The organism is Curtobacterium sp. MCBD17_028 (assembly GCF_003234875.1).
Taxonomy (GTDB): Bacteria; Actinomycetota; Actinomycetes; order Actinomycetales; family Microbacteriaceae; genus Curtobacterium.
The window spans coordinates 130,529-143,239 of record NZ_QKTQ01000005.1 but is presented as its reverse complement, the minus strand read 5'-3'; the positions used below and the strand labels follow the sequence as shown (position 1 = coordinate 143,239).

The 12,711-nt window shown below is 70.9% G+C and carries 11 protein-coding genes and 1 tRNA gene; 9 read left to right on the top strand and 3 right to left on the bottom strand.

The features are described 5' to 3' along the window. Positions 1 to 59 precede the first annotated feature (59 nt). From DEI86_RS08395 to DEI86_RS08365, 7 genes are all read left to right on the top strand, one after another. Entirely contained in the window at positions 60 to 1,544 is a 1,485-nt protein-coding gene (locus tag DEI86_RS08395; protein ID WP_111049288.1) for a malate:quinone oxidoreductase, read from the top strand. A 45-nt stretch (positions 1,545 to 1,589) separates the two neighbouring features. Next, on the top strand, positions 1,590 to 2,810 hold the full coding sequence (locus DEI86_RS08390) for an Rv2578c family radical SAM protein (RefSeq protein ID WP_111049287.1): 1,221 nt from the start codon (positions 1,590 to 1,592) through the stop codon (positions 2,808 to 2,810). A 226-nt stretch (positions 2,811 to 3,036) separates the two neighbouring features. Then, positions 3,037 to 4,326 carry a sensor histidine kinase gene (locus tag DEI86_RS08385; RefSeq protein ID WP_146244889.1) on the top strand — a complete coding sequence of 430 codons (1,290 nt, stop codon included), beginning with the start codon at positions 3,037 to 3,039 and terminating at the stop codon, positions 4,324 to 4,326. Further along, positions 4,323 to 5,468 carry a hypothetical protein gene (locus tag DEI86_RS08380; RefSeq protein WP_111049285.1) on the top strand — a complete coding sequence of 382 codons (1,146 nt, stop codon included), beginning with the start codon at positions 4,323 to 4,325 and terminating at the stop codon, positions 5,466 to 5,468. The genes DEI86_RS08385 and DEI86_RS08380 overlap by 4 nt, the downstream gene beginning before the upstream one ends. Beyond that, positions 5,455 to 6,249, top strand: a complete 795-nt coding sequence (locus DEI86_RS08375) for a response regulator (protein ID WP_258370171.1) — start codon at positions 5,455 to 5,457, stop codon at positions 6,247 to 6,249. Before DEI86_RS08380 ends, DEI86_RS08375 begins: the two co-directional genes overlap by 14 nt. After that, positions 6,249 to 6,875 (top strand): thymidine kinase, encoded by a 627-nt coding sequence (locus DEI86_RS08370; RefSeq protein WP_111009475.1) that lies wholly within the window; start codon positions 6,249 to 6,251, stop codon positions 6,873 to 6,875. Before DEI86_RS08375 ends, DEI86_RS08370 begins: the two co-directional genes overlap by 1 nt. A 189-nt stretch (positions 6,876 to 7,064) precedes the next feature. Next, positions 7,065 to 8,114, top strand: coding sequence for an LLM class flavin-dependent oxidoreductase (locus tag DEI86_RS08365; RefSeq protein ID WP_111049341.1), 1,050 nt, complete (start codon positions 7,065 to 7,067; stop codon positions 8,112 to 8,114). 122 nt (positions 8,115 to 8,236) lie between these two features. Here DEI86_RS08365 and DEI86_RS08360 read toward each other — a convergent pair. From DEI86_RS08360 to DEI86_RS08350, 3 genes are all read right to left on the bottom strand, one after another. Next, positions 8,237 to 8,313: transfer RNA gene (locus DEI86_RS08360), tRNA-Pro, on the bottom strand. 78 nt (positions 8,314 to 8,391) lie between these two features. After that, complete coding sequence (locus DEI86_RS08355; RefSeq protein WP_111049284.1) at positions 8,392 to 9,354, bottom strand: metallophosphoesterase; 963 nt, start codon at positions 9,352 to 9,354, stop codon at positions 8,392 to 8,394. Beyond that, complete coding sequence (locus tag DEI86_RS08350; protein ID WP_111049283.1) at positions 9,351 to 11,900, bottom strand: transglycosylase domain-containing protein; 2,550 nt, start codon at positions 11,898 to 11,900, stop codon at positions 9,351 to 9,353. The genes DEI86_RS08355 and DEI86_RS08350 overlap by 4 nt, the downstream gene beginning before the upstream one ends. A 50-nt stretch (positions 11,901 to 11,950) precedes the next feature. Between DEI86_RS08350 and DEI86_RS16840 the strand changes: the two genes are divergently transcribed. Both DEI86_RS16840 and DEI86_RS16835 read left to right on the top strand, forming a co-directional pair. Continuing rightward, on the top strand, positions 11,951 to 12,109 hold the full coding sequence (locus tag DEI86_RS16840; RefSeq protein ID WP_258370170.1) for a DUF4177 domain-containing protein: 159 nt from the start codon (positions 11,951 to 11,953) through the stop codon (positions 12,107 to 12,109). Then, the gene (locus tag DEI86_RS16835; RefSeq protein ID WP_258376489.1) at positions 12,106 to 12,567 is read left to right on the top strand and encodes a RidA family protein; all 462 of its coding nucleotides are present in this window, start codon (positions 12,106 to 12,108) and stop codon (positions 12,565 to 12,567) included. The genes DEI86_RS16840 and DEI86_RS16835 overlap by 4 nt, the downstream gene beginning before the upstream one ends. Positions 12,568 to 12,711 lie beyond the last annotated feature (144 nt).

Here is a 12,711-nt window from a genome sequence, read left to right as displayed (position 1 = left end):
GGCCGTGCCTCCCGGTCCCGGCGCAGCCGGTGTCGGACCGCCGCCGGTAGGATCATCGGGTGCCAGAGAAGCCAGTGCAGCCGTTGGACGTCGTCCTGATCGGCGGTGGCATCATGAGCGCGACGCTGGGCGCGCTCATCCACCGTCTCGAGCCGGACTGGTCCATCCGGATCTACGAGCGCCTCGCCGACGTCGCCGAGGAGTCCTCCAACCCCTGGAACAACGCGGGAACCGGGCACTCGGCGCTCTGTGAGCTGAACTACACGCCGGAGCTGCCCGACGGTTCCGTGGACATCAGCAAGGCCATCGGCGTCAACGAGCAGTTCCAGGTCTCGCGGCAGTTCTGGGCGCACCTCGTCGAGACCGGCGCGCTCGCCGCTCCCGAGACCTTCATCAACCCGACGCCGCACATCAGCTTCGTCTGGGGCGAGGACAACGTGTCCTACATGCGCACACGGTACGAGGCGATGAAGGACCACCCGCTCTTCGCCGGCCTCGAGTACAGCGACGACGCACGCCAGATCCGCCGGTGGGCGCCCGCGCTCATCCCCGGCCGGAAGCGGTCGCAGCCCATCGCGGCGACGTACTCGCCCGCCGGGTCCGACGTCGACTTCGGTTCGTTGACGCGTCAGCTCGTCGACGGGCTGCGCCGGGACGGCGTCCAGTTCGAGTCGAACCACGTCGTGAAGAACGTGTCGCGCCGGAAGGACGGCGCCTGGGAGCTCCTCGTCAAGAACGAGGTGGGGCAGTCGAGGTCCCGCATCGCAGCGAAGTTCGTCTTCGTGGGTGCCGGCGGTGGCGCGCTCCAGCTCCTCCAGCGCTCCGGCATCCCGGAGATCCGCGGCTACGGCGGGTTCCCCGTGAGCGGTGAGTTCCTCCGCTCCGACGACCCGGCGGTCGTGGTCAAGCACGCCGCCAAGGTCTACGGCAAGGCGTCGGTCGGTGCGCCGCCCATGTCGGTGCCGCACTTGGACACGCGGATCGTCGACGGTCAGGCGAGTCTGATGTTCGGGCCGTACGCCGGGTTCAGCCCGAAGTTCCTCAAGCAGGGCTCGTGGTCGGATCTCTTCCGGTCGATCCGGCTCCACAACCTGCGGCCGATGCTGTCGGTCGCGTTCTCGAACATGGACCTGGTCCGCTACCTGGTCGGGCAGCTGCTCGCGAGCCGGTCCCGCAAGTTCGCCGCGCTCCGGGACTTCATGCCGTCCGCACAGCCGGGGGACTGGCACCGGATCACGGCGGGACAGCGCGTCCAGGTCATCAAGCCCGACCGCGAGCGAGGCGGTGTCCTGCAGTTCGGCACCGAGGTCATCACCTCGGCGGACGGCAGCATCGCCGGGCTGCTCGGCGCCTCGCCCGGGGCGTCGACCGCGGTGCCGATCATGCTCGGGCTGCTCGAGCGCTGCTTCCCCGACCGCCGGGACCGCTGGGCGGATGCCATCCGGGGAATGGTGCCGACGTACGGCAAGCGGTTGTCGGACGACCCGGCGCTCGCTGACGAGACGCTCACCCGGACCGCGGCGACGTTGCACCTCCACCGCTGACCGCCGCCGCTTGACCTCCGTTCGAACATGTGTTCGAATGGGGGCATGCGGTGGGACGGCCAGACGATCGATGCCTCGGACGACGCGATGCTCCCCGGGCTCGCGTCGAACCGCGGGTTCGTCCGGAGCGTGACGACGCCGGAGTTCGCCGGGGTCACGTTCCACGAGGTCCTGGCCAAGTCGGCGCTCAACCGGGTCGGCGGCCACGACGGCGGCGTGTGGGGGTGGACGATCAACCCCTATCGGGGCTGCAGTCATGCCTGCGTGTACTGCTTCGCCCGCCCCACCCACGCCTACCTCGAGTTCGACGCCGGAGCGGACTTCGACCGGCAGATCGTGGTCAAGACGAACGTGTCCGAGGTCCTCACGCGTGAGCTGGCGCGACCCTCGTGGGATCGTCATCCCGTCGCGCTGGGCACGAACACCGACCCGTACCAGCGTGCCGAGGGGCGGTACCGGCTCATGCCCGGGATCATCCGCGCGCTCGCCGACTCGGGCACGCCGTTCAGCATCTTGACGAAGGGCACCTTGCTCCGTCGCGACATCCCGATCCTCGTCGAGGCCGCGGAGCGCGTCCCGGTGGACCTCGCCATGTCCATCGCCGTGTACGACGACGACCTCCAGCAGTCGGTGGAACCAGGGACGCCCTCGACGGCCGCGCGCTTGGCGACCGTGCGCGCGGTGCGCGACGCCGGACTCGACTGTTCCGTGTTCCTCATGCCGATCCTCCCGTACGTCACGGACACCAAGGCACACCTGACGGATGCGGTGGGCCGTGCGGCGGCAGCCGGGGCGACGAGCGTGGTGTTCTCCGCCCTGCACCTCAAGCCGGGCGTCAAGCCGTGGTTCATGGACTGGCTCGGACGACGCCACCCGGACCTCGTCGAGCGCTACCGGCGGATGTACCTCGATGCCGCGTACGCACCGCGGGACTACCGACGGTGGCTCTCGGAGCGGATGCGGCCGATCCTCGCCGACCACGGCCTGCCCATGGGGCGAGTGGACCCGGCGACGGGCTCCATGGGATTCCACGACGGTTCGCCACTCAAACGGGCCGCGGCATCCTTCGGTGACGAGGTCGGCGAGGCACAGGGCGCTGCGTCGGCTGCGGCTGCTGCGGCGACCCCGGTGGCCCCGGCAGCAGCGGCCCGGATCCTCCCGGCAGCTGGAGCCCCGGCGGTGCCGAACGCCGTGTCCCCGACCACGGCAGGCCGCGTACGACGGGGCCTCGACGTCGCCGCAGGGTCGGTCGTCACACTGTTCTGACGTCGTCCTCCACGCCCGGCGAGCATGGTCGCGCGGGCGCTGCCTCCGCCGACGTCGCGGGCCGGCTCTCGGGCTCGGGTCCGGGCATTCGGGGGACACACCATGGTCGCGACGGCCCGCTACAATCAGGTCAACCCGAGCCAACTCCACTGTTCGGGGTACACGACGCGCGCTGTGGTGGTTGAATCGGCCGCGGCGCACCAGGGCGGCGGAAGGGACGGCACCGATGCTCGGGATTCCAACGCACCTCGCGCCGCGCGTGAACGCATGGTCGCTGGTGCGGGCGTTCCACGCTGCCGCCCTCGCAGCACTGGTCGCACTCGTCGCGGTCCTCGGGCTGTACGGCGCGGTCATGGGGTCGCCGCGCGTCGGACTCGCGGTGCTCGCGCTCGTCCCGACGACCGTGATGATCGCCGTCCACGCACGCATCGGTACGTGGCGCTCTGCGGCGGCGTTCCTGCTCGTGGGGGGCGCGTGCTCGTACTGGTTCACGATCGTCGTGGCGAGCGGCCTCGGCGCGCCCACCTGGATCGAGTCCTACCTCTTGTCGCTCGCCGTCATCCCGCTCGTCCTCGTGGGTGGGGCGAGCACGTCGACGGGACGGGTGATCGCGTGGTCGATCCTCGGGTTCTCGGTCGGTCACCTCGCGACGTTGATCGGCACCGCCCAGGTGATCGGTCAGGTGGTGCCGACCCTGCTCGCGTGGGTGACCATGGGGCTCGTCGTCGGGATCGTGGGCGTCGCCACGGGGCTGACCGCGCGGTTGCAGCGCGTCCAACCCGAGCTGCTGCGGTCGGCGCGCGAGGAGCACGTGTCGACGTACCGGCAGGGCATCGAGCTCGAGGCCGCGGCGATCCTCCACGACACGGTCCTCAACCACCTCAACGCGATCGCCCTCGCCCCCGCGGGCCCCATGGACGCCACCCTCGCCCGGACCGTCGACGAGGACTTCGCGATGCTCACCGGACACGAGTGGTTGGCGGCGCCGGACGCGGGCCGGGACGCCGATGCACAGGGACGAGTCGTGACGGACGACGACGTGGTCCACCGGACGGTGGAGGAGTGCCGGTCCGCGGGCCTCCAGGTCGACCTGACCGGCGACCCGGGCGTCACCGCCCGGCTGGACCAGCCGGTCGCGGCCGCGCTCGCGCGTGCGCTCGCGCAGTGCCTGACGAACGTCCAGAAGCACGCCGGTACCGATCGCGCCGAAGTCAGCGTGTTCGACGACGGCCTCATGTGCACCGTGATGGTCGTCGACGACGGCCGGGGCTTCGACGAGCGGACGACCGGCGCCGACCGCCTCGGTCTCCGCAACTCCGTGCGGCAGCGAATCGATCGCGTCGGTGGTGAGGTGCAGGTGTGGTCCTCGCCCGGCAGCGGGACCAGCGTCATGATGTCCGTGCCCTTCCGACCGGGCCGACGCGGTGCCGCCGAGGGTGACGCGCGGCGCGCCGGCGCGGTCTCGGCGCCCTCGTTCCCCGCCGGAGACGACGGCCGGCTCAGGTCGGCCTCGTGAGCCGCGAGCCCGCTCGGACCCCGCAGCAGTACGACCCGCTCGGCGCACTCGGGTCCCGCCCGCTCGCCCTCGTGACCGGGGCCGCCTCGGTCGTCTGGGCGCTCGTGGCCTCCATCGTCGCCCGAGACGTACCGGGGAGTCCCACGCTCTCCGCGCTCACCGTGCTGCTCGTCGCGGCGGCCGCCGGTGTCTCGGCGTTCGCGACGAGTCCGTTCCGTGCGCCGTTCGCGCGCGGGGCGTTCGTCGCCTACACCGCGCTCCTCGCGGCGGCGTCGATCGCGAGCGTCGCGGCGCAGTGGGGCCCGGACCGGGACGCCGCGAACGACTTCATGCCGCTCGTCACGGGCGTCGGCATCCTCGTGATGGCGCCCTACCGGCCCTGGCGCGACGTCCTCGTCGGCGGGGTGGTCCTGGCGGTCGTCGACGCCGTGGCGTTCGGGGCCGTGGCCGCCGCGTTCCCGTCCAGCGTGCCGGTCGCGGTGTCGGCCGTGCTCGCCGCCGTCCCCACCGTCGTGCTCACGACCGCGGCCGTGGCGTTCGCGTGGACGTTCGTCGGTCTCGCCGAACGGGTGCAGATCCGCGCGGCCTCGTACTCGGTCGAGCGTGCGGAGCGGGACGGCATCGCCCGCAGCGTCCAGCAGGACCGGGTGACCATCCTCGCCCGCGACGTCATCCCGTTCTTCGAACAGCTCCGGAGGCGCGAGGCGATCACCGACGCCGACCGTGCCCGCGCGCGCTCCATCGCCGACGGCATCCGCCGCGTCATGGTCGCCGAGGCCGATCGCACGTGGCTCGAGCAGGCGCTCATGGCGGACGGCGCCGAGGCCGCGCACGTCGATGATCCGGGTGCACTCATCCGCAGCATGGACGTCGACCAGCGGACGGTCGTCCGCACGGCGGTCCGCGCGGTGCTCCGGGCGTCCACCGTCGACCCGGCGGGCGTCCGGATCCGGATCGAGCCGGACCCGCACCACGACGGCCGCGTCCGCTTCACGCTCGAGGCCGCGGTCGCAGCCACGGACCTCGCCATCCACCGCGCCTTCGATCCGTACCTCGCCGTCCTCCGCGTGACGTTCCCGGACCTCGACGTCGAGGTCCGTCCTTCCGCCCTCGCACTAAGGTTCTCTTATGACCAGCACTGACCCGAACAGGCTGACCAACGGGCAGTCGGCGCGGTTCCCTGCCGCCGACGCCCGGCCCGCCGGAGCGACGTCCGTGCCGGCCACCGCGCGCGACGCCCGCGCCGCTCAGGGGGCACCGGGTCAAGGAGCAGGGCAGAGCGCACGGCGCGTCCGGCTCGCGATCCTCGACGACCACGAGGTCCTCCTCGACAGCCTGTCGAGCTGGATCTCGGTGAACGCCTACGACTTCGATCTCGCGCTCACCGCGCACAGCTGGCTCGAGATGGTGCACAGCGACAGCTTCCCGACCGACCTCGTGTTCCTCGACTTCCAGCTCAAGGAACCCGTCTCGATCGAGGCCCGGGTCCGGACCTGCCGTGCTGCCGGCGCAAAGGTCGTGGTGTTGTCGAGCGTCGACACGCGGGAGTCCCGCGACCGTGCACTGCAGGCCGGAGCCGCGGCGTTCCTGTCGAAGTCGCTGCCGATGCGCGAGGTCATGGACATCGCCCGCGACATCATGGGCGTCGCTCGTGAGGCCGCTCCGCAGCGCGACTGGCGTCCCCTGCCGACCGGTGCGAACGCGCACCAGCGGCCGAAGCTGAGCCACGGTGAGGAAGAAGCGCTCCGGTTGTACGTGTCGGGGTTCTCGACGAACGAGGTCGCCGCGCAGATGAACGTGCAGTACGAGACCGCCAAGACGTACCTGCGTCGCGTGCGGGAGAAGTACGGCAAGGTCGGTCGGCCAGCATCGAAGAAGTCCGATCTCATCCGGCGCGCGGCGGAGGACGGGTTCCTCCAGTAGTGGCGAAGCTGTACTTCCGCTACGGCGCCATGAACAGCGGCAAGAGCACCGCGCTGCTCCAGGCGGCGTTCAACTACGAGGAGCGGGGCCAGCGGGTGCTCCTCGCGAAGCCCTCGGTGGACACGAAGGGCGACCGGCACATCGTCTCGCGCCTCGGCGTGACCCGTCCCGTCGACCTCGTCGTCGGTGGGTCGGATGACGTGCGCGCCGCGGTGGCCACGGCGAGCGGGACCGACCCGATGTCGTCGTCCCTCGACGGCATGGTGCGGCCGGTGAGCTGCGTCCTCGTCGACGAGGCCCAGTTCCTCACGCCCCGGCAGGTCGACGACCTGCTCCGCATCGCCGTCCTCGACGAGGTCCCGGTGCTCGCCTACGGTATCCGCACCGACTTCCGGACCGAGGCGTTCCCGGGCAGCCGCCGTCTCCTCGAGGTCGCCCACTCCCTCGAGGAGCTGAAGACCATCTGCCGATGCGGCCGGAAGGCCGTGTTCAACGCGCGCAAGGTCGACGGCGTGTTCGTCTTCGCCGGGTCGCAGGTGGCGATCGACGGCGCCGACGTGACGTACGAGTCGCTCTGCGCCACCTGCTACCTCACCGAGTCCGGCGGCGTCCTCGACGGCGACTGACGTCGGTCGGGAGGCGCGGTGCCGGTCCGACCGCACCGTGCCGCCCGGGATCCAGCCGCGGTGGCGGCCCGCCGCGGGTCCGGCCCGAGCCGTGCCTCCCGGGATCCAGCCGTGGTGCCGGCCCGCTGCGGGTGGGCCTGGGCCGTGCCTCCCGGGAATCCGGCGGCGCCACGAGGCGTTGCAGTGGGCATGACCGACACCAGCGTGCACCTGTCCGTCCTCGACCTGGCGACGCGGGAGTACGGGCAGTCGAACGGTGACGCGCTCCGGGGGAGCGTGGAGACCGCGACCGTCGCGGAGCGGCTCGGGTACGAGCGGTTCTGGGTCGCGGAGCACCACGGCATGCCCGGCATCACCTCGTCCGCACCGGCGGTGCTGCTCTCCGCCGTGGGCGCGGCCACGTCCACGATCCGTATCGGCAGCGGCGGTGTCATGCTGCCGAACCACGCCCCACTCGTCGTCGCCGAGCAGTTCGGCACGCTCCGTGCCCTCTACGGCGACCGCGTCGACCTCGGGCTCGGACGCGCTCCGGGTACCGACAGGGCGACGGCGATGGCCCTTCGTCGGACCGACCGGCTCGACGTCGACGACTTCCCCGACCGCCTCGCCGACCTCATCGGGTTCTTCACGGGCATGGAGCCCACGAACCCCCTCGCGCGCATCCAGGCGGTCCCGGGATACGGCGACGTGCCGGAGTTCTGGCTGCTCGGGTCGTCCGGCTACAGCGCTCAGGTCGCCGGCGTGCTCGGCGTCTCGTTCGCGTTCGCGCACCACTTCGCCGCGGACAACACCGAGGCGGCGCTGGAGCTCTACCGGTCCTCGTTCCGTCCGTCGCGGTTCCTGTCCGAACCGCGGTCGATGATCGGCGTCCAGGTCGTCACCGACGAGGACCCCCGAGTCGTCGACGAGCAGTCCGCGCCGGGCATGATCTCGTTCATCCGCATGCGTCAGGGTGCGAAGCCGCAGCCCGTGAGCATGGACGAGGCCCGGGCCTATCAGTTCGACGAGCTCGAGCGCCGGTTCATCGCCGCGCGGATCGCCCGCCAGGCGTACGGCTCCGCCGACGAGGTCGCCGACAAGCTGTCGTCCCTGCTCGACTCGACGGGTGCCGACGGCCTGATCATCGCGCCGGGTGCCGCGCAGGCCCCGTACCGGCACCAGGCGCTCGAGACCGTCATGCGGCTGCACCGGGAGGGCCGGATCACCCGGACCGCCTCGGCTGCTGCTCCCGCCCTCTGACGCGTCCGCCAGCGGACGCGCATCGGCGAGCGGCCGACGGACTGGGGCTGGCCGCTCGCGAGCGGCGGTCCTGCCTGCGGAAGGACGAAGGGCCCGGCTCACATGAGCCGGGCCCTTCGTGGTGGTCGGGGTGACAGGATTTGAACCTGCGACCTCCTCGTCCCGAACGAGGCGCGCTACCAAGCTGCGCCACACCCCGCGGTGCGGTTGTCCGAATCGGAGCAACCCCAGAAGTCTACCGGATGATCGGAGGTGTTCGAGACCACGCGTCGGATGGTCAGACCGTGCGCGCCGTGAGCGTGACGACGACCGCCTCGGGTCGGACTGCGAACCGCACGGGCGCGTAGATCGACGTCCCGATCCCCGCCGAGACCTCGAGCCAGGACCAGTGCGTCCGGTTCTCCCACCGGTGCAGACCGCTCGCGTAGCGCCGGGGGAGGTCCGAGTTCGTGACGAGCGCGCCGTACCCGGGGACCGCGACCTGGCCGCCGTGCGTGTGTCCGGCGAACACGATGTCCGCGCCCTGGGCGACGAACGCGTCGAGCACGCGGCGGTAGGGCGCGTGCGTCACGCCGATCGACACGGGCTCCGGTCCCGGCTCGTCCGTCCACGGGACGTTCTCGCGGAGCTCGTCGACGGTGTTCGGCAGGAGATCGAGGCGGTCCCAACCGCGGTGCGCGTCGCCGGTCCCGAACAGTTCGAGGCGTGAGCCGCGGAGTTCGACGGCATGTGCCCGGTTGTTCAGGTCGAGCCAGCCCAGGGACTCGAAGAACGCGTGCTGTCGCGTGACGTCGAGGCGCACCGGTTCGACGTCCTTGCGGAGCTGGCTGGGGCCGCCGAAGTACTTGAGCGGGTTGCGCGGGCTCGGCCCGAAGTGGTCGTTCGAGCCGTCGACGAAGGCGCCGGGCACGCCGCGGAACGGTTCGAGTGCGTACTCCACCGCGGCGTTCGCCATCGGGTGGCTCACGTTGTCGCCCGTGTTCACGATGAAGTCCGGCTCGACGAGGCTCAGGTCACGGAGCCACTGCTGCTTGTCGGACTGCCACGGCGCCATGTGGATGTCGGACAGGTGCAGCACGGTCAGGTCCCGTGATCCCGGTGGCAGGACCGGGACGGTCTCCCACCGGATCGAGAACCGCCGACGCTCCACGAGCGTGCCCCACGCCGCACTCCCGACGCCGACGGCCGCGCCGACCGCGAGGACGCCGAGCGCGGCCGAGCCGCCGCGACCGCGCGTCACTTGCAGTTCCCCGGGTCCTTGCCGTCCGGCGTCCCGTACAGCGTGAGCGTCACCTGGGCCGACTTCGTCGCGGCGGTCCCGGCGGCCGGGTCCGTCGACGCGACCTTGCAGGCCTGGCCATTCGTGCCCTTCTGGAAGGTGCCGCTCACGGTCACGGACGTGAAGCCCTGATCGCCGAGGGTCGCCTTGGCGTCCGACGACGTCCTGCCCTTGACGTCGGGGACCTTCGCCTGGGACCCGTCGCTGGTGAACACCGTGACGCTCGATCCCTTCGAGAGCATCGTGCCCGCGGTGGGCGAGGTCGAGGACACCGTGCCCGCGGCGGCGGACCCCGCCTGTGTGCCACCGTCGACGAACGTGAAGCCGTCCGCGGCGAGCGTCGTCTGGGCGTCGGCCGTCGTCTTCCCGCTGAGGTCCGGCACGCTCACGGAGGACCCGTTGATCGCGGACGACGTGGGGTCCGTGAACACGCCGGGTGCGTACTGCTGGTTGACCGGCGTCTGCGCCTGTCGCCAGACGGACGCGCGCTGCGACGCGAGGGTGGTCCCGCTCGCGGGCGAGTACACGTGCCGGAGGCTGATCCGCTTGCCGTCCGTGTTGCCCTGCCAGTAGGCCGTGACGACCTTGGTGCTCCCGCCGACGAGCCAGATCTGGTCGGCGTTGTCGGTGGTCCCCGTCTTGCCGAAGAGCTGGGCTCCGTCGTACGTCTGCGCGCCCACCGCGGTGCCGCTCGAGATCGTGCGCTTCATCGCGTAGACCGCGGCCTGCGCGACGCTCGGGTCGATGACCTGCTTGCACTGCTTCGTCTGGCCGCCGAGCGACGTGCCGTTCGCGTCCGTGATGCCGTCGATCGCGATCGGAGCGCAGTACACGCCGTTGTTCGCGACGGTGGCGTACGCCGACGCCATCGTGAGGGGCGCGATGTTGTTCACACCGAGCACGGACGAGGGCACGGTCTTCAGCGCCTTGCCGTCGGCGTCGTGCACGCCGAGCTTCTGCGCCACGTCACGGATGTCGCAGAGGTCGAGCTTGGCCGCCATGGACTCGAAGGCCGCGTTGACCGACTCGGCGGTGGCGTTGACGACCGAGTAGTACCCGCGTTCGCCGAGCGAGTCGTTCTTCGGGTTCCAGGGGGTGTACAGCGTGCTCCCGCAGTGCCGCCATGCGCTCACCGTGTGGGGCGTCCCGTTGACGCTCTCGTACAAGCCGTGCCCGTTCTCGAGCCAGTCGAGGAGCGTGAACAGCTTGTACGTCGACCCGGTCTGGAACCCGATCGAGTTGCCGTACTTGTGGTCGACGCTGTAGTTGATGCTCGTGGACGACGGGGGCGAGGTCGGGGACTGGTCGTAGTCCTTGTTCTGCGCCATCGTGAGGATCCGCCCCGTGGACGTCTCGACGGAGTCGAAGGTCGACCCGAGCGAGAGCGCTGTCGAGCCCTTGTCGTCGTACGTGTCGAGCAAGGTCTTCTGCTGCCCGTTGAGGTCGAGGTCGAGCGTGGTCTGGATCTTGTACCCGCCGGTCCGCCACGCGGCGTCGCGTTCCTCCTGGGTCCCGCCGAGCTGGTCCATCTCCTTGACGACCTTGACGGCGTAGTCGCAGAAGAACTGGGCGCCGGTCCCACCGGCCGCCTGGCACCCCTGCGTGGCCGGGGTCAGGTGGACGTAGTCCGCGGGCTTCGTCACGAGGGCGCTGTCGAGGTCCGCCTTCGAGATGTCGTGCTCGGCGAACATCGCCTTGAGGATGACGTCGCGGCGGGCCTGGTTGGCGTCGTAGTACTTCGGGTCCGAGAGGTTCCGCGTGTTCGGCGACTGCACGATCGCCAGGATCGACGCGGCCTCGACCGGCGAGAGGTTCGTGGCGCTCTTGTTGAAGTAGTGCTGCGCTGCCGCCTGCACCCCGTACGTGTTGTCGCCGAAGTACGCGATGTTGAGGTACGCGGTGAGGATCTGCTTCTTCGTGTACTTCTTCGCCAGACCGATGGCGAGCTTCATCTCCTCGAGCTTGCGCGGGATCGTCTGTTCGACGGCCTGGTTGTAGGCCTTCAGCTGCTCGGCCTTGGTCGGCTTCTCGAGCGCCTGCTGCATCTTGATGTTCCGGACGAGCTGCATCGTCAGCGTCGACGCCCCACCGGAGTCACCGAGGCTGCCACCGGCGATGCTGCCCACACCCGCGCGGACCAACGACGCGACGTCGACGCCGCCGTGGCTCCAGAAGCGGCGGTCCTCACCGTCGACCGCGGCGTCCTTGAGCATCGGGGAGATCTGGTCGTACGTCAGTTCCTCGCGGTTCTGGTCGTACACGGTCGCGAACTGCACGGACTTGCCGCCCTGGTACGCGTAGAGTTCATTCCGCTGAGGCAGCGCACCGATCTCGATGTACTCCGGCAGCGACTCGAAGACGCCGATCGTGGACGTCGTCGTGACGCCCGCGACGGCGATGGCGGGGGTCACCCCGATCGTCACGAGCAGTCCGGCGAGCACGCTGAAGCCGACGAAACCGACCAGGGCGCCGACGGCGGAGACGGGCTTCGTCCTCTGGGCAGACATAGGATGCAGCCTAGATGATGCCCCCGACCGTCCAGCTGACAAGGAGCCGCATGCCCCGCTGGGAGTACCTCACCACCCCGTTGATCATCCACAACACGACGGCGATCCTGAACAACTTCGGCCAGGACGGCTGGGAGCTGGTGCAGGTGGTGCAGGGTCCCGAGGGCGGGCTCGTGGCGTACCTCAAGCGGCCGCTGGCGTCGGCGTGAACGTCGACGCGCGACTGGCCGAACTCGGCATCACCCTGCCGGAGGTCGCCGCCCCGGTCGCGTCCTACGTCCCCGCCGTCGTGGCCCAGGGCTTCGTGTACACCTCCGGGCAGCTGCCGTTCGTCGACGGAGCGCTCCCGGTCAGCGGCAAGGTCGGCGCGCAGGTCACCGCGGACGTCGCCCGGGACCAGGCACGCCAGTGCGCCCTCAACGCCCTCGCCGCGGCGCGTGCCGCGATCGGGTCGCTCGACCGCGTGGCTCGCGTGGTCAAGGTGACGGGGTTCGTCGCCTCCGACCCGTCCTTCACCGGGCAGCCCGGCGTCGTCAACGGCGCGTCGGACCTCCTCGGCGCGGTCTTCGGCGAGATCGGCGTGCACGCGCGCAGCGCCGTCGGGGTGGCGGTGCTGCCGCTCGACGCGCCCGTCGAGATCGAGCTCGTCCTCGAGCTCGCGGCCTGACACCGCCCGGGACGCCGCGAACCGACGCCGGGTACGCCGTGACCGGTCGGTGTGTTGGGGGAGACCGGCCACGGCGCCGCGCATCGCCGCAGCTGCGGTGACCGCCCGTCAGAGCGTCGTCCGCGCGGGCGCCGCGTCGTCACC